Raw genomic sequence first — 18,482 nt, forward strand, 5'->3', positions numbered from 1 at the left:
CTGTGAACGGTGATGAAAAGCGCCTCGCAGCAGCTTTTTTAAAATATAAGACTGTATATGTTTCACGCGATCAAGTATTCTTCTATTTCTACAAGAAATGGACACTCTCCTCTTGCAGAGGACGGCGATGCCGTTTCTTCTTGATTCTTTCTATCGGTTGGAATTCTGTCATTGTCCATGCATGGGAACGAAATTCCTTATTATGGTACGATAAGCATAGTCGATTATTTCACTAGCTGGAGGTGCAGCTGTGTTAAATGTGTTCATAACGGTTAAAAGCTTAGGGAGGAAAAAAAATCATCTCGACCGTCTGGCGTGGCCGCTTGCGGAATCGCCGCCAACCTTGAGAGCATTAATTGAAGCTGTCGTTATCTCGGGTGTCCAATCGTTTAACAAGCGGGAGACGCAAGTGCCGCTCGTTTCCTACTTGACCCAGACTGATATTACGCGGCAAGGCAACGGGGGGAAGGTTAGTTTCGGGGCCTTATACAACGAGAAGGAAAAAGGCGAGGAAGAGGCCGTTTCTACCGCGCTACTCGCTTTCGAGGACGGTTTGTATCGCGTGTTTATTAATGGGAATGAAGCAGATCAGCTGGATATGCCGATTGCTCTCCAAGGCGGGGACGAGCTGGCATTCATTCGCTTTACGATGCTTTCGGGGGGATTGCGTTAGAAAAACAACGAGGAGGCAGATTGGATGGATCGTGCAGAGCAAAAGCTCTATTTTCAACAAATGAATGACAAGGCAGCAGTAATACCGCTCTCCGATGCACACCAGCGGCTCGCGCTGCTGCTTGTCCGGTTAGGCGAACGGGGATACAACGATTATGAGATTAGCGCTGAGATTAAAGAACAGCTGCTTATACTGGCGTCAGGAGAAGAACAGCCGTTGTTCGAGCCGCTTGCGGTTATTATGGAAAAGTTGCTGGATGCTCCGTACGGCCGTGTATTTCGCTATATATCGGAACACGCCATCGAATATCCGTACAGCACCGGCTATGCGCGCAGGCCGTTTCGTACCAAGGAACAGCGGCTCCATGTGGATCGGCTGCTGACCAAGCTTATTTCCTTGTTTTATTTGCAGGCTAGGCATTTTTCGGTTACGGATTATTTGGCGATTCCGGGTTACCTCTCAGAGAATGAGTACCAATTCCCGGCAATGGCGATAGCAGATATGGTCGCATATGCCATTGACGCTGGAGATGATGCGGTCATGGAAGCTTTAAAGGATGTCATATATGGCGATAACAATACCGCGTTATTGTCCCGAGCGATGATATCGGGAATCTTCCTCAGCCATAACCGAGATGCTTATCGCATGATTGGCGAGCTTCTAGTTGCAGCGAGGCTGCAGGAGGGCCTGCGGCAAAGCATTGTAGAAGCGATGGACGAGGGAACGATCGAAGCGATGACCGACATGATGAAGGTTATAACGGAGCATGATCTGATCCGCTATAGCTCCGTTATTCGGGCGTTGGACGTATGGACGGGCCTAGCGCTCGAAGCCTCGAATGCACGGGTAGCTAGGCAAAATATAGATTATGCCGCGCAATGCCTGACTGATCCCGCTGCATTGCGGGAAGGCTTGGCGAGCCATGACGTGAATATGCTGTTCATGAGTTTATGGGCGACAGCCGTGCTCGAGGAGAAACAGCTATACGAGCAGATCAGCCTGATTATGGCGAGAGAAGAGCCTTTTCGGCAAATTGTGGCACAATATATGCTCGTACAATCCCAGAACGAAGATATCCGCTTTCTGATCGCGCAGGACTGGCTCGGTGAGCCGCATAAGGAAGTGCAGTATTGGGTGCTGCAGAATTACACTTTCGACTATTCATTTGAGTGGGAAAGCGACTCGCAGGGTGCATACAGGCGCCTTGTATTTAGGAGATCCGTACTGCTTGAAGACAAAACGGTGAGAGAGCGGCAGTACGAGCAGTTTAAGGCAATGCTTGCCAGCGTGGCTGCAGCGGATAGTGAAGAACGATCAAAGGTGTTTCCGTGGGTCAGCTACTCGTTCACAGCCGATATGGTTGTCCGCAAGCTGCTGTATTTGGCCGCCTACGATATGGATAGGGAATGGATTGCCGATATTATCGCCATCAAGGATAAGCTGAGCTCTGATATGAGAGGCGAGCTGCTTCGATTTTTTATATCCGATCCGTCTGATTCGGCTCAGCGCGCTTTTCTGCTGGCTTCCCTTGCAGATAAAAGCATGAGCAACCGTGAAATCGCCATACATAAGGCTTCGGAGCTTGCGTTGAGCGAGGATGAGCTCGCAGCGGTAGCCTCGCTGCTCAAGCTGAAAACGGGAACGCTCAGGCAGGCGGCAATCGGATTGCTTCTGAAGCAAGCCCCGAATCAGTTGACAGCCGTGCTGGAGCTTCTGCTGCAAAGCCGGAATGAGCTGCAGCGCTTGGCAGCGCTGGAGCTGCTGACAGAGATGAAGGAAGAGCCAAGATTGGCAGAGCTCTCAAGCGCGATGAAGGATGAAGTCGATTTAATGGAGGAGCCTACTGAAAAAGAGCGGCTGCTCATCGCCAAGCTGAAGCAGCAGACGGCATATACGCTCAGCGCCGGGTTGGGCTTATTTGATCCGTTGCTTGTGCAGGAGGAGCTCGCGGGCAAAGCTCAACTGCCGCTCTCCGCATTGGCAGATGGCAAACGTTATTTCACTTTGACCATCGAGCAGATCAGCGGCTTTGTGAGAGGTTTGGCGGATCTCATTCATCTGCATCGGGAGCATGAATATGAAGCGACTGACTATTCAGGCGCGAAGCAGACGCTGCTGGTAGGGGCGCAGCTGACGAAGATGAATTGGAGATATGAGCCGGATGATGCTACGCCGGAGCTGGAGCGTTATCCGCTCGCAAGCTTGTGGTCGGACTATTTGGATAGCAGCGGGTTCGGTCCCGGGGAGCTGCTTCAATTTCAATTCCTGCGCATCGAATATAAGCTTTACAGCTATGCTGCCGGTGAGCTGGAGCATTGGGAGTCAGCGCATTATAAGCCTGCCGAGGGCTGGAGAAAAGAGCTGCTTGACCAGCTCTATCCGCTTGATCTCATGCGCGAGGTACATCTGCTAGGCGAGAGCTTGCCCTATAGCTCGCAGGTTTATCGGATCATCAACGCATACGTCGAAGACAGCCGCGGGAAAGAGCAGTTCGAAACGTCAAGGCATTTCCTTAGCTTGATCATCAGCTGTTTCCCGTTTGAGTGTGCCAAAGAGGAGAGCCGGCTGCTTGATTTGTTCACGGGGTTCTGGAATCGGATGCTTCGTTCCAATAGCCGCGATGATGAATCGTTCGTCGAATGGATTCGAACCATATATCCCTTGTATGAGAGGTTTGGGTTCGAGCAGCAGCTGCTTGATACGAAGGATTTCGCGCGCGCGTTCAGCTTAGGCGTGATCGATGAGAATGAGCTGTATAAGGAGCTGCTGTCGAGGCCGCACAGCGCCACGCATATTAGGCAGCTGACACACCCGAAGCGCAAGCTGATCGAAACCTATCCGCAGCTCGCTGCCATCAAAGATACGGTCGTGCAGCGCATTTTGGAGCTGGAGCTTAGCCGTGGGGAATTGGCAACCGAGGTGACGCACTTAGCGATGGGCATCATGCATATCGAAGGTATTCGCACCTTTATTGCGATTCTTGAAGGGCTGGACAAAGAGTCCTTCGTCCGCGGTTATATTTACGGATACGGCAAGGACATTACGCGGAAGGAAACCTTTTGCCACCTGCTCAAGGCTTGCTCCCCCGGAGCCAACGAGGATGCTGCGCTGCTGCGGGAACAGCTGCTCCAAAAGAACATTTCGGAGATCAGGCTGCTCGAGGCCGCCATGTATGCGCCGCAGTGGGTGGACCTTATCTCCGATTATTTGGGCTGGGACGGCCTGCGCAGCGCTGCTTGGTATTTCCATGCGCATATCAATGAATCGTTCTCCGCGGAGAAGGAGACGGTCGTTGCCCATTACTCGCCGATAGAGCCGCAGGATTTCAACGATGGCGCCTTTGACATCGAATGGTTCAGGCAAGCCTATGACGAGCTTGGCGAGGAACGGTTTCGCCTGCTGTACCAATGTGCGAAATATATATCGGCGGGAGCGAACCATCGTCGCTCTCAGCTGTTTGCGGACGCGGTTCTCGGCAAGCTGAACGCAAGCGAGCTTCAGGCATCGATCATAGAGAAGCGGAATAAGGATTTGCTGCTCAGCTACAGCCTGCTCCCTTGGGGCGGAGAGAAAGAGAAGGCTGGGGAAGTGCTGGAGCGATATTCATTTATTCAACGCTTTTTGAAGGAAAGCAAAGCTTTTGGAGCACAGCGAAGGGCAAGCGAGGAGAAGGCGTCGAGCATTGCGCTTGACAATCTTGCGCGCAATGGTGGCTACGCCGATGTCATACGCTTGACATGGGATATGGAGGGCAGGAAGCTGGATGAGCTTCTTCCTTATTTCGAACCGCATGAGCTGGATGATGGGATCTCCGCGCAGCTGACGATTGATGAGTCCGGCAAAACGGAGATTCACGTGATTAAGCAAGGCAAGGCGTTGAAGTCGGTGCCAGCCTCTTACAAGAAGCACGCCTATATCGCGGCACTTAAAGAAACGAAAACCGAGTTGACTGACCAGTATAGACGCGCGCGTACGGAGTTAGAACGCTCGATGGCAAGCGGTAGCGGCTTTACGGTTCAGGAGCTCGGCATGCTGTTTCGCAATCCGGTTCTTGCTCCATTAGTTCGCGACCTGGTTTTTAAGGCTAATGGAAAGCTTGGATATTACAGCGAAGGGAAGCTCATTGATGCTCTGGGGGCCTGGCATGTGCTGGAAGAAACGGACCAGCTGAGCATCGCGCATCCGCTAGATCTATACGCAAGCGGCGAGTGGAGCTTATTCCAGAAGGATTTGTTCGATCGACAGGCCGTGCAGCCGTTTAAGCAAGTATTCAGAGAGCTGTATTTGCCGAATGCCGATGAGCTGGCAGGCGGCTCGCTGTCCCGTCGATATGCAGGCCATCAGGTACAGCCTCGCAAAACGGTAAGCCTGCTGAAAAGCCGCAAGTGGACGATCAGCTATGAAGAGGGCTTGCAGAAGGTTTATTACAAGGAAAATGTCATTGCGAGTATTTATGCGCTTGCCGATTGGTTTTCTCCTTCGGATATCGAGAGCCCAACGCTTGAAACCGTCCAATTTTTTCATCGACATTCGTTGAAAGGACTGGATATTTCAGAGGTTCCGAGTCTTGTATTCTCCGAGGTCATGCGTGATATTGATCTGGTCGTCAGCGTGGCGCATGTCGGCGGTGTCGATCCGGAAGCCAGCCTTACCACGATAGATATGCGCCTCGCCATTGTAAGAGAGTCGCTGCGCTTGCTTAAGATCGACAATGTCCGCTTCGAGGGCAAGCATGTTTTGATCGACGGCAAGCTGGGCGAATACAGCATACATCTGGGGAGCGGAGTCGTACATAAGCTGGCCAAAGGAGCGCTTGCGATTATACCTGTTCATTCTCAGCATCGCGGCCGCGTATTCCTGCCATTCATGGATGAAGACCCGAAGACGGCGGAGATTTTGTCCAAAATCGTTCTGCTGGCGCAGGATGAGAAGCTCAAGGATCCGCAAATATTGGCGCAGCTGCAAGCCTGATCGACATGCTTCAAATGCTGCCATTTCGGGTATAGTACATTATGGTAGAAATATGGAAGGGAGCGTGCAAGGATGACGCAGGCTAAGAAAGTGGCTTTTTTGCTGGCTAATGATTTTGAAGATTCTGAGATGAAGAATCCCTTTGATGAAATGGTGAAAAATGGCCATGAGGCCGTTATTATTAGCTTGAACGGCAACGAGGAGCTGACAGGCAAGAAGGGGACAATCACGTATACCTCGCATTTGGGCATTGAGGAAGCGAATGCGGATGATTACGCTGCGATTATTATTCCAGGCGGGAAGTCTCCGTCCCATTTGAAGGATAACGCTGCCGTGCAGGCATTCATCAAAAAAGCGGACCAAGCAGGAACGACGATATCGGCCATATGCCATGGACCGCAACTATTGGAGGCAGCAGGTCTTCTCAAAGGCCGAACTCTTACTGCCTATCCCGAATTGTCGGCGGAAATAGAAGCCGCGGGCGGGCATTTTGTGGATAAAGAGGTCGTTGTCGACCGGAACCTCATTACCTCGCGAACACCTGCAGACGAGCCTGCTTTCATCCGTGAGACGAWTGACAAGCTGGGCGTAAACGCATGGTAGCGTAAGACGGCTTGAAACGCAGGCAAAGGTATGCATGACACGATGCAAAGGCTGTTCTTGGATCTTAAATGATTGAAGAACAGCCTTTTTGCTTTGTAGGTTTTGGAATGGTTTTGATTATGCTCGTTCCCGCACATCATAATTGTCTATTGCGCAAAGCTGGAGTATACTTCAACTAACAGGCAAATACGGACAGGATTTTTTACCAAATGGAACGGACAAGGAGGTCTTAGCATGCCAGGTCCTGTAACGGATAGGAAGACAGGCCCGGCGGCAGGACCGTCCGCGCTCATGAGCCGGATTTCGATTATTGATAACGGGATGCTGACGCTTCAAGCTTGGGGGGCCGATCATATTTGCAAGGTTTGTATTGCGAACAGCGGTTCATGCTGCAGGGATTGCCGGAACCTCTCGGATGGGGTAGGGTGTCAGCTGCGGAATACGAGCTGTACGGCATGGTTATGCGGCTTTCATAAATATTTATTATATGAGGTTGGACAGCTCGAGCAGTGGCAGGCATTCTGGGAGCAGGTCCCGGGTCAGGATTACCGGGAGGACTTCACGCCGGAACAGCTTCCGATCAAGAAAGCACTGCAAAGGCCGAAGCAGACGATGGATCATCTTGGCGAGGCGCTTGCTGCGGACCTGCAGGATATGGCACGATCGCATATCGCGATTGGCATCATCTTAACGCTTCGGGAGAAGCTGGATAAAAATATCGATCAATTTCAGCTGGAGGAAAAAGACCAGAAGCGGAAATTGCGGATTAAAAGAAAAATCAAAGTGCTGTCTGGCGACTTTCAGCGTTTCCACTTCTTGTTGAACAAATATTACAGTGATCTGGCTGAGGATTGATTGCTGCTCGCAATAGCAAAGGAAGAGGAGCCGTAAGACCGGCTCCTCTTTGCTTTTATTGCAAAAACGCAAGCAGCTCTTGATTGAATCTAGCTGGCTCGTCGTAGAGCATGCCATGGCCGCTTTGCTCGAATGTGACGAGCGTCGAGCCGTCGATTCCGTTCAGCAGCTGCTTCGCGAATTCCGGCGGGCAGATTTGGTCCAGCGCGCCCTGGAAGATTGTCGTAGCCGCTTTTATCTGCAAGATATCTGATCTTAAGTCCTCATCACGCAGCGATTCGAACGTACGTACCGTTCCCCAAGCAGAGGCCTCTAGGCCCAGCTGCTGCAGCCAATCCTTGAAGGGCTCGGATATCGGATTGGACGCGGTATTAGCTAGAAAGAGCTCGCCGAAGTCACGAAGCATCTGCGGACGGTCTTTTTTGGCGGCAGCGATCTGCGCATCGGCTTCTTCTTTCTTCATGCCGTGCGGATAATCCTCCCGCTGCGTGAAGGAGGGAGCTGCGGCGCCAAGCAGTGCTAGCTTTTGGATGCCGTAGCCTCCGTGCCGTGCCATATAACGGGCTGCGATGGCTCCGCCTACCGAGAAGCCAATCAAATAAGCATGCTCCAGCCGCAAATACTCAATGACCGCCTTCACGTCATCGRCAAGCCTATCATAGTCGTAGCCGGCTGCAGGCGCACTGGATTTGCCGAAGCCTCGCTGGTCAATGCCGATACAGCGGTAGCCCTGCTCGGAAAGCAGGGTGAACTGAGCTTCGAACATGCGGCTGCTCAGCGGCCAGCCATGCAAAAAAATTACCGGAGTGCCGCTGCCGATATCCTCAACGTATAACTTTACTTTTCGTTCAACCTCAATATAATGTCCCATAGTATCTCTCCTCTCGTGATTATCCTTTCTATTACCCCATTAATAAGCATTTGAAAAATAAATCTTTTTGATGCGTATGAACAGGTAGAATACAGACAGTGGATTGGAGGTTAGCATCAGATGCTTTCTTGGCTAAGAATGGCGGTCATTTGTATCGTTGTTGCTTTTTTAACGAGATTCATTCCGTTCTCCGATTTTTTCCGAAATGTAAATACGCTGGTCCACGAGCTTGCGCATGCCATTGCAGCATTGCTGCTTAAAGGCAGCGTTATGCATATTCATTTGTACGCCGATCAAAGCGGGGTAACCTATACGTCTTATACGGACAATTGGATGTCGATTCCGATTGCGCTAGCAGGCTACATGGGGGCTTCTATGTTGGCGCTGCTTCTCTTCTACCTGCATGCCCGTGGGCAGCATCGTATCGGATTAGCGTGTATCGCGCTGGCTGCGGGAATGGCGCTTGCTCTGTTTATACGCAACGGATATGGGATGGCATGGAGCGGTGGCTTTGCTGCGTTAACGGCTTTGGTCCTATTCGCTGCGCCGGTCTGGCTTCGCAAAGGTTATTATTTGCTTATCGCCTTTATATGCTTAGTCGAGTCGATTGTTAGTCCGTTTGTTGTCCTTTTCCTTGCCGTCACTGATCCTGCCATGGCTGGCGACGCCGCAAGCTTGAGCCAAGCAGCTTATTTGCCTGCGTTCGTATGGGCTTCCGTATTTTGCGGATTTTCGTTATGCTGCGCAAGAGCAGCTGTCGGTTATTTGTTTAGGAGCAGCGCAGCAGGGATACAAATAAGTAGATAGTGAACAGGAGGGGGAGTGAGGAAATGGCGAAGAGCTACAAGCTGATCGAAAAGAAGAAGATTCACTTATCGAGCATCGATCCCAAGGATACGGGGCGGTTTCAGCATAAAGAAGATGTTATGGCGGAAACGGCTGCGCTTGAGCAGGAGCTCGAGGAGCTTCAGAAGAAGCTCATTGCCGGCAAAAAGCACGCCGTGCTGTTTATCTTTCAAGGAATGGATTGCAGCGGCAAGGATGGCGTGATCAAAAAGGTATTCGCCGGGCTGCATCCGCAAGGCATATCCGCGTATAGCTTTAAGAAGCCAACGGAGGAGGAGGCTCGGCATGATTTTTTGTGGCGGGCGCATCGCGCGGTTCCGGAGCTTGGGCAGATTGCGGTTTTTAACCGTTCCTATTACGAGGATGTGCTGATTACGAGAGTGCATGGCGAGGTGTCCGAAGAGCAGGCCAAAAAGCGATTTAAGCATATCAATCATTTCGAAACGTTACTGGCAGACAGCGGTGTGAAGGTGGTTAAAATCTTTTTGCACATTTCCAAGCAGTTTCAGCTGGAGAAGCTGATTAGCAGAATTGAGGATCCAAGCAAAAACTGGAAATTCGATCCTGCAGATGTGAGCGAACGCAAGGCTTGGAAGCAGTACGGGGAGCTTTACGAGGAGCTGTTCGAGAAATGCAGCAAGTCGGCGCCTTGGTATGTCGTTTCTTCGGATAATCGCTGGTATCGTAATTATGCCGTGCTTCACATTGCGGTTGAAGCGCTGCGAAGCCTTGCTTTACAGGACCCTCCCGCCAATCCTGAACTCCTGCCCATGCTCGAGAAGCTTAAGCGCGAGAGAGATTAGTGGCGTGATATGGCCATAGTGCTTGAATAAAATGGAGTGTAATGGAATAGAATACAGCGCCTAGCAGGCAGCCTTATTGGATTTGGGATAATAAGGCTGCCTGTTTTTTTTGCTGCACCTCTTAGAAATGGGGATATGAACGCATAAAGCTGCGTATTACCAGCCTAATTCGCTCTTCGTTAATGTTTAGAACATGTATAGAGCCAGCTACTATACTGGTTAATAGTGTTAAAACATCGAAGATAGAGCAATTGGGAGGGTAATAATCATGAAATACAAGAAATTTGTCAGAATGATCAGCATGCTGCTTGCAGTAGTATTGTTCGTTCAGGTTTATCCTGCGTTTCCAAGCAGGTCTGAGCAGCAAGTATATGCTGAGCCGGCTGACGTGACGCCACCGGCTGACACGACGCCGACCGACTCGACTTACGAGCCGGAGACGCCGCCGGCGCCTGTCGACAAGCTCCAAGATTACTCTTGGGAGAAAGTGATCAGCAACATTATGCCAAGCGCTCGAAAGGGAGCGGCAATGGCTTTTGACGAGAAGAATGGCAAGGTCGTCATGTTCGGGGGACAAGGCGTATCCGGACTGCTGAAAGATAACTTCCTGTGGGACGGCGCGGAGAAGAAATGGCAGAAGCTTGCCGACTCCAGCGTTCCAGGGGGACTTGCTGCCCGTAAAGGAGCGGCAATTGCTTATGATCCTGGATTAGAGCAAGTGGTTATGTTCGGAGGCGAGGGCGCTTCCGGCGTATTGAACGATATGTGGGTGTGGAAGGGTGACAGCCTGCAATGGCAGCCGCTTGCTATATCGACACCGCCAGCGCGCGCTGGCGCTGCATTAGCCTATGACGGTGAGAACCTCGTTCTATTTGGCGGCTATCAGCTGAGCGGATCAACGAAAACCCGCCTTGCGGATACATGGGTATTTGACGGTACGGCGTGGGAAGAGAAGACACCGGACCAAAGCCCGCCTGCCACGCACTCGGCAACGATGGCGTATGATGGCAAGCATGCTGTGCTGTACGGCGGTAATATAGGTGAAGAAGTGCGCGGTACAAGCTACCAAATCAATTCCAATAAGCTTTGGAGCTGGGACGGAACGACGTGGGATGACAGCGCTCCGACGGTTGAAGCACTCGATTGGGGACGCTGGGGTCAAGCGATGGCCTATGACGGACGCCGAGTCGTGTTCTACGGCGGCGAATTTGACTGGATTAATGGTTACGACCAATCCGTTAACCCAAGCAAAACCCGTCCTGTAGCCCAAAGCGCGGATGCTAACGGCAATAAAGCCGCATTTGGCTGGGACGGAACGGCTTGGTCTACATGGACGGGGACTTCAAAGGGCCCTGGAGGCGGCATTAAAGATGGCCCTGGCTCAGGAACCTACATGAGCATGGCCTTTGACGGCAACCAATTTGTTCTATTTGGCGGCTTTCACGAATGGGGCGGCTTAACGAATGAGACCTTTACCTTCGGAAACGAGCTTCCTGTGCTGCCGATTGCAAGCATTACCGGCTCTCCGGTCATTCTGATGAATAAGGTAGATAAAACGAAGGACATGGTGAAATTCACCTCTGAAATAAAGGGCAAGGCCATGACTGAAATCGGTATCGAGTATCGCGAGGTAGGCGAGACGGCATGGGAGAAAAAGCTTCATAACGACACGGAAGCTGGCGCGATTTCTTTTGAAATCAACGGCTTGAAATGGCAGGTTGACTATGAAGCGCGTGTCTATGCTAAGAACCCTGTAGGCACGGCTTACAGCACGATTTCCACATTCAAGTTCTATGAGGATCCCGCGATGGTGGTGCCGGATCTGCGCTATGACCGCTCATCGCCGTCGGTGCTGCACGCGAAGGACAAGAAGCGGATCGTCGTCGTTGGCGATGGCATTACGAACCTATGGCGCAAGCCGGCCGACCAAATTCATTATGCGCTGAAGGGCAAGAACGGCATCTTATATCCGCTCACGACCAATGTGCGCAACAACGTGGAGCTGGAGCTAAACTGGACAGAAGACTTGCCTGATGGCAAATATGATCTAGAGCTCAATCATGATTTCTATAATGATTTTATTATTCCAGATTCATTGCTTATCACGTCAACTGGCGTTTATGAGCCGCGCGACTACAATGAAATTGCAATTCCGAGCACGGATGCGGATAACGAAGACATCCAGCAAATGATTATTAGAGGTCCTTTCACAGAAAAACCTGACAAGCTTGGCGTATTCGAGCTGAACAAGCCTGATCAGGTCATCATGCTGAACGAATATATCAAATTCAAAGGTACAAGCCTTACGATTGATAAAACAGGTGAGGTAACTTACGTAGAGGGCTTCGGACGCCTATACGTTGAAACAGCTGGTATCATGTATACGTTGTTCCTCGGCGAATTTGAATTCAATTCAGATGAGTTCGCCATTGAGGTTGCTGGAAATATGAGCGGAACCGATTATTTAAGCTTAAACCTGCCAGTTAACCTGACTATGATCACTTTTGTGAATGGCGGAGTAAGGCTGGGCGGCGATATTAAAGTTAATTTCACCGCGGGCACAACCAATATTAAAGGCGATTCGGAGATAGAAGCGCTTCAGTTCAGGCGTGACCGATTTGATTTTGCAGGAACGTTCAACGTAGAAGGCCAGTTCGAGACGGGACCTTTGGAAGGCGCTGAGCTGCGCTTCCGTTTGGACACGCGCGTACCACTTTATGGAGCGGGCGGCTCATTTGATTTGCGCAAACAGAAGGTTGGCTTTGAAGCTGATATTTTGTTCAAGCGCGGCAAGCTGGATTCATTGAGCTTTGGCGTTCGCCGCAAAATCAAGCTGGGCTCTACGGGCGCTCAAATTACTAGGCTTGGCGGAGGCTTCTCCGGTCTAGCGAGCCAGAACGAGGTACCGTTTACGCTAAAAGCGTTCGGCGGCGTTTCCGATGCAATCATGCCGGAAATCAAAGGCTACAACATGGTGAATGGTAACAATTTGAGTGTAGGTCTTTCCCGTTACCACTTCGAGGCTTCGGGCGAGCTTGCGGTTTATTGGGTCCCTGTCGCCAATCTGGATTTCATGACGATCTGGAATGCAGCAGGCTTTAAGGAATACAGCAGCCCGGGCTTCCGTTTCGATGCGAATCTGAACTTGGTTGACGTCGTAGTCGGACAAGTGTTCGCGCAATATTTTGCCAATAGCGGTTATGCGGGCTTCGTAAGCGCACGCGTACAAATTCCAAGATGGGTATCCGTTATAGGCGGGAAATCCTTTGGCGGGATCGACGTTGGCGTGAATAACAAGGAGATATTCGGATCGGTCGGCTCAGGCTGGTTCGGCGGATCGGCTAAATACATGTTTACGCCGAACAGCTTCGATTTCAGTTTAGGTGCCAGCAGTGACATGAAAAGAGAAATTGAACGGATGAAACGGAACATGGTGAAGCCGACTGGACGTTCGATGGCCAAGATCGGCGGAGGCGTGATGCTGTTCTCCAATGTTTTTGCGAATACGTCCTTTACGCCGCTTACAAATCCGCTGCTCACCGGCGATAACGGCTACTTCTTGAGGCTGGCAAGCGATGTGCTTCAGCAGGGTGAGACTGGCGTGGATACGTCAGCAGTTGGCCGTATCGCGTTAGGCCAGTTTACGGGAGTGCTGCGCGAGAATACGCCTGAAGCGAGCTTTACGGCGGGGAATCAGATTCAATATGCATGGAAAGCTGATCATCATTATGAAGCTTTGCTCATGCTGGATGGCAAGCAGGAGGACGTTAAGCTTATTCGTCCGCTAGGAACGTCTGCTGCTTTAAATTATACAGATAAACCGAGTACCTCTAATGGACTTATTGACGCGGTATATCGTGAAGAAGAAGGTAAGACGTATATAAGGCTTAATCTGAATGCGAACGAATCTTGGAAGCTGATCGCTTCAGAGTCACAGCAGATCGAGCTTTACGAGCTAACATTCTCGAACCAATCATTGACGTTGAATGAGTTGGCAGAAAGATGGGCAGCAGCCTCTGAACTGAAATTGAATGCGGTTGATATCATGAAACGAGGCTTGACGCTAATAGAGCTTGAGCAGCCGAAAGGCGATCTGAAGATATATAAACCAGACGGTCGCGAGTATGCGCTGGTCAGTGAGTCGTCGAAATCAAGCTGGAACAGCTTCGTAGATCCGCTAAGCGGCAAGCTGAACGTAATGATTGACGTTGCCCAGCCGGGAGAGTGGCTTCTTGATGCTGGCGAGAGTATACAAGCTAAGACTTATACGCTGGGAGAAAAGACGACGCTTGAAGAGCTCAAAGCCTGGAAGGCTAACGGCCAAGTGCAAACGGAACTGAAGCTGGAGGAAGGTCAAGCTTTGGTAGAGTTGGAGGAAGCTGAGGAAACGGCAGTTTTGTATCGCCCTGACGGTACGATTTATCCGCTGCAGGCAGACCGTGGGGAATCCAATTGGAATGCGCATTATGAAGCAGACAAAAAGAAATGGACGATTTTGATTGATGCCACATACGAGGAATCGGGTTTATGGACCGTTCGTGATAGCGACTTTGTGACGGTGCGCGTGTTCACGAGCACGGTGAAGTACGATAGCTTAATACCGTTCTTCTCAGAAGGCAGCGCTGATTACTCCACGAGCGTTGCAATCGATAAAGCCGGCCGTTATATGTTTATGGTGACGGGTGGCGCTCGGGATACGCAGCTCATCGCTCCGAACGGTATTGCGTATCCGCTTGTATTCTCGGATGAGGATGACAAGAATTACAATGCAGTCTTGCAAGAAGCGGTATTCGAGGATGAAGCAGCCAACGAGGAATTGTATGGCGATATGACATTTACTTCGAATATGCCGATGGTGAAGGACCAGGACATGCTCTCCGTGGGCGCTGATGTAGAGCAAACGGGGAAATGGACGATTCAATCTTCTCAGCCTGTAGAAGTTAACATGTATGAGCTTGATCCGGTTGCGGAAATCAGTGAATTTACAGCTGAAGCCGTAGACGCGGGTATAAACAGCTTTAAAGTAAGATGGAATGTAAAGAACGCAAAGCAGGGGACAAAAGTGAGCCTAATGGTTACGGACTTGTCCGAGAAAGCGATCGGTCCCGTTATTCTGAAGGATCTTCCTTCGTCTGGCGTACAAACGGTGGATATCCCTGAACAGTTCATGCCTGGGCAATATTGGCTGTCAATGGTCGCTGACGGCGAGGGGATTGCGCCATTGTTCTCTGTTACGAAGGATCCAATTGAACTGAATGCATCCGTTATGCTGCCGCAACCGAAGCAGCTGGCGATTGCTTCTACCGGAAATGGCGAGATTACGCTCCGCTTCCCAACCATTGCTGCAGACGGACTGGAATATTACCAGTTGACCGTCAGCTCAAAGGATAAAGACGGCAAACCAGTTTCGGAAACGTTTGGCGTGGATCCTATGGACGGAGACTCGCAAGAAATCATTATTTCCGGATATGAGTCCGACCAAAGCTATTCCCTTAACGTGATGGCAGTGGGAGAACTCGATGGCAAGGTCATCGTAAGTCCCGTTTCTGATTCTATTGAGACTTTCCTGCCAGCTCCAAATCGGGCGAAGCTCGAGCTTTCATTTAACACAGCTGGCGCAAAGCAGAAGACGAGCACGTATAAGAGCTATGATGAGCAAGAAGAGCTCATGGTGAATACGGCTGCAGAGCAAGTGATCGTGAATGCGAAGAGCGATCAAGCCGCAGAAATCAGTCTTTATGTAAATGGAGAGCTGGTGTCAACGAAAGCGGCTCAAGCGGATAATATCGTTGGTTTCAACTTGAATGAGCTGGTTAACGGTGCCATTAATCAAGCATTACCGCTTGATCAGCGTGATTATACAATTGAAATCGAAGCAGTCAACGAGCGCGGCGATTACAGTTCCGATTACCGAAAGTTGTATATCGACCGCACGGAACCATTCCTATATGCAGCTGGTCAGTTAGAGGAGAATGGCAAAGACCGGATGCCGTTAAACGGCCAAGTTGTATACGGCAGTCGTTTGCCGATGATAGGACAAACGGAGATTGGCGCTTCATTGACGGTGGACGGCCGTTCTGTTCCGGTCAATGCAGAGGGCAAATTCAATTATTTCGCTCCGATCGCTTGGGACGTGAGTGGCGTCCATACCGTTATCGTTATCGCGGAAGATGAGGTAGGCAATACGTCGGAATATCGGTTCGATATAGTAAAGGGCACCGAAACGGCTGAGCAGTCGAAAGTAAAACCGGCTGATTTGGCAACGCTGGAGCTTGATCAAGGCGTGTTATCGCAGCCATTCCATCCCGATCACACCGGTGTCTATGAAACCGTAATTGAGGAAGGAAAAGTTCGCTTGTATGCAGTCGCAGCAGCTGGCGATTCACTCATTACGGTGAACGGTCGGCCGCTTGATGCAGCAGGCTATACGGAGCTTGACGCACCGATCGGCAATAGCGTGAATTCGGTCCAAGTCAAGGTGACCGGAGCTGATTCCAGCACCAAAACCTATGTCGTCGAGGTTCACGGCAAGCCGTCAGATGTGGCTGTTCTCAAAAAGCTTTCCTTGCTTGCTGGAACGGAAGAGCTGTTAACGGAGCCAGCCTTCAATGGCGCTCATGACGAGTACAAGGTCTACGTCGAGAATGACGTATCCACGATTCAAGTTACGGGTGAAGCGTACAAGCCAGGGTCAACGATTAATGTCTATGCTGGAGACGGTCCAAGCTTAATGGGACAAACCCCACAATCCATTCCGGTTCGCGTAGGGGAAACAGCTATTAAAATAAAAGTAACTGCCCCGAACGGAAAGGATACGAAAGAGTATGAGGTTATTGTCACGAGAGCGCAGGATAGCAATGCGCAGCTTTCGCAATTAACGCTGAAAGGCGGCAAGTTTACGAAAGCATTTGCGGGCAATGAAACCGAGTATCAGGTTATCGTGCCGGAGGGAACGTCTGTTTTTGAGATTACACCGGAATCAGCAAGCGAGACTGCTGTCATTCGTTTGGCGGGCGGCGGAGTGATTCTTGGCAGCGGGACATCCTATCCTATATCGCTTAAAGACGGTGCACAACATGTGCAACTCGATGTGACGGCTGAGGATGGTACGATTGCAAGCTATAAGCTCGCAGTACTCAAACAATCCGCACCGGCTGCGGAAGCCCCGTTCCTTAGCGAGCTGAAGATCGATGGCTTGAACATGCTTCCGGCTTTCACTTCAAGCAAGCTAAGCTATTCGCTGGAGAAAAGAATTGAAGATTCATATGTAAGCATCGTGGCTAACACGGCATCGGCAGGTGTAAACCTGACGATAAATGGAGAGCCGACTCAAAAAGGCGAAAAACGGATAGTGGGCTTAGCCGTAGGTGTAAATTTAATCGTAATTGGCGTGGAGTCCGCCGACAGAAGCAGCTCGAGACAATACTCCATTGAGGTCGTGAAGATGGCATCGTCCGCTGTACCAGATCGCGATGCTGAGGTAGCTGCAGGAGATTCGAGCTCTGCTATAGCCAAAGTTACGATATCGAGAAGCGTGACCATAGCTGGCGTCAAAGTAGACACCGTCAATATCCCGCTTGAAAAAGCGAATGAAATTATTAAACTGGTAACGGAAAAGCAGCAAAAAACAGCACGAATCGTTATAACGGATCTTGCGGCTGATCGTGCTGATGAGCTTAAGCTCAACATTCCATCCAAAGCCATTGCAGCATTGTCGGAAAGCGGAATCAGCCTCATCGTAACAACGCCAAATGCTGAGTTGACGCTATCGGCTGAAACGATTCGCCGCATCAAGGAAACAGGGATTGAACTGTACTTCCGGATTGTGCCGATTCGCACGCAAGCTTCGCAGCAGCAAGTGCAAGACAGGCTCTTGAACGAGTCTTCCTTGAAGAAAATGCTTGGAGGCAGGGAGGCAGCCGTTCTAGGCCTGCCGACTACAATTGAAACAAACTACAAGGACAGTCTTACTCGTATCGTTCTTCCGCTATCAGGGCTGACAGTTGCACGCAATAGTGAAGCAGCCAAGGAGCTGGCAGCACAACTAGCCGTGTATATTGAACACAGTGATGGCGACAAAGTGCTCAAGCAAGGAACCTTGCTATTTGATGACAAAGGCATTGTAAACGGGTATGCATTCGAAGTGACGAAGTTTAGTCTATTCACTCTAGTACGCTTGACTAAGGATAAACGCTATGAGCCTTATATTTCCGGTTATCCAGATGGTACTTTCCGTCCTAACCAAACCATTACACGGGCAGAGCTTGCATCCGTTTTGGCTAAAGAGCTGAAGCTGAATGAGGAGCTGTTCGCAGAGACAGCTCAAGCTGAACAAGGTGCAGAGACGCAATCCTATCAGGATGTCAACCCCGGACACTGGGCAGAGGAAGTTATTACACTGCTTAGATATCATGATATGATGAATGGAGACAAGCAAGGCAACTTCAGGCCTGGTGACGGCGTAACGCGTGCCGAGATTGCGGTTATTGCGGCTCGCTGGAATAAGCTGGCATCCACTAGTGGCAAACCGAGCTTTAGCGATCTTGCTGGTCACTGGGCTTCGGATGAGGTTGCTTCGGTTCAAAAAGCAGGCATGATGCAAGGTTATCCGGACGCGACTTTCCGTCCGAATAAGCTGCTGCTTCGCGGAGAGGCTGTTCGTGTACTGAATGCCGTCTTTAAACGTCCTATTCCGCAAGAACAAGCAGCATCCAGTTGGCCGGATGTTCCAGCTGCCTTCTGGGCATCGAAAGACATCGCTATAGCTTCCAGCCATGTACAGGTATTTCCAGACGGACAAGTCCGTCTATTGCAACTAAACTAACATCAAGAGCAAGAGGCTCTCTGATAAAGAAATGGC

At 50.6% G+C, this 18,482-nt stretch carries 8 protein-coding genes; 7 read left to right on the forward strand and 1 reads right to left on the reverse strand.

What is annotated here, in order from left to right; all coding sequences use genetic code 11:
• The first annotated feature begins 250 nt into the window (after nucleotides 1-250).
• From AB4Z29_RS27675 to AB4Z29_RS27690, 4 genes are all read left to right on the forward strand, one after another.
• Nucleotides 251-673 (forward strand): hypothetical protein, encoded by a 423-nt coding sequence (locus AB4Z29_RS27675; protein ID WP_441946204.1) that lies wholly within the window; start codon nucleotides 251-253, stop codon nucleotides 671-673.
• Between the two features lie 24 nt (nucleotides 674-697).
• On the forward strand, nucleotides 698-5,644 hold the full coding sequence (locus tag AB4Z29_RS27680; RefSeq protein WP_441946205.1) for a DUF4132 domain-containing protein: 4,947 nt from the start codon (nucleotides 698-700) through the stop codon (nucleotides 5,642-5,644).
• Between the two features lie 72 nt (nucleotides 5,645-5,716).
• Nucleotides 5,717-6,247, forward strand: a complete 531-nt coding sequence (locus AB4Z29_RS27685) for a type 1 glutamine amidotransferase domain-containing protein (RefSeq protein ID WP_441946206.1) — start codon at nucleotides 5,717-5,719, stop codon at nucleotides 6,245-6,247.
• Nucleotides 6,248-6,481: 234 nt separating this feature from the next.
• On the forward strand, nucleotides 6,482-7,102 hold the full coding sequence (locus AB4Z29_RS27690; protein ID WP_441946207.1) for a hypothetical protein: 621 nt from the start codon (nucleotides 6,482-6,484) through the stop codon (nucleotides 7,100-7,102).
• 55 nt (nucleotides 7,103-7,157) lie between these two features.
• Here AB4Z29_RS27690 and AB4Z29_RS27695 read toward each other — a convergent pair whose 3' ends face one another.
• Nucleotides 7,158-7,973, reverse strand: coding sequence for an alpha/beta fold hydrolase (locus tag AB4Z29_RS27695; protein ID WP_441946208.1), 816 nt, complete (start codon nucleotides 7,971-7,973; stop codon nucleotides 7,158-7,160).
• Between the two features lie 120 nt (nucleotides 7,974-8,093).
• On the opposite strand from AB4Z29_RS27695, the gene AB4Z29_RS27700 reads away from it, so the two are divergent.
• The 3 genes from AB4Z29_RS27700 (at nucleotide 8,094) to AB4Z29_RS27710 (ending at nucleotide 18,446) form a co-directional block, all read left to right on the forward strand.
• Nucleotides 8,094-8,780: a M50 family metallopeptidase gene (locus AB4Z29_RS27700; protein WP_441946209.1), complete on the forward strand. Its 687-nt coding sequence runs from the start codon at nucleotides 8,094-8,096 to the stop codon at nucleotides 8,778-8,780.
• 23 nt (nucleotides 8,781-8,803) lie between these two features.
• Entirely contained in the window at nucleotides 8,804-9,622 is an 819-nt protein-coding gene (locus AB4Z29_RS27705) for a PPK2 family polyphosphate kinase (protein WP_441946210.1), read from the forward strand.
• A gap of 268 nt (nucleotides 9,623-9,890) precedes the next feature.
• On the forward strand, nucleotides 9,891-18,446 hold the full coding sequence (locus AB4Z29_RS27710; protein ID WP_441946211.1) for a cadherin-like beta sandwich domain-containing protein: 8,556 nt from the start codon (nucleotides 9,891-9,893) through the stop codon (nucleotides 18,444-18,446).
• Nucleotides 18,447-18,482 lie beyond the last annotated feature (36 nt).

It is taken from the genome of Paenibacillus sp. 2TAB23 (assembly GCF_052115165.1).
In the GTDB taxonomy this organism is placed as follows: domain Bacteria; phylum Bacillota; class Bacilli; order Paenibacillales; family Paenibacillaceae; genus Pristimantibacillus.

Excerpts from the sequence above, each read along its gene's own strand:
- AB4Z29_RS27680 (WP_441946205.1), top strand. The coding sequence starts at position 698 with ATGGATCGTGCAGAGCAAAAGCTCTATTTTCAACAAATGAATGACAAG.
- AB4Z29_RS27690 (WP_441946207.1), top strand. The coding sequence starts at position 6,482 with ATGCCAGGTCCTGTAACGGATAGGAAGACAGGCCCGGCGGCAGGACCG.
- AB4Z29_RS27700 (WP_441946209.1), top strand. The coding sequence starts at position 8,094 with ATGCTTTCTTGGCTAAGAATGGCGGTCATTTGTATCGTTGTTGCTTTT.
- AB4Z29_RS27705 (WP_441946210.1), top strand. The coding sequence starts at position 8,804 with ATGGCGAAGAGCTACAAGCTGATCGAAAAGAAGAAGATTCACTTATCG.
- AB4Z29_RS27710 (WP_441946211.1), top strand. The coding sequence starts at position 9,891 with ATGAAATACAAGAAATTTGTCAGAATGATCAGCATGCTGCTTGCAGTA.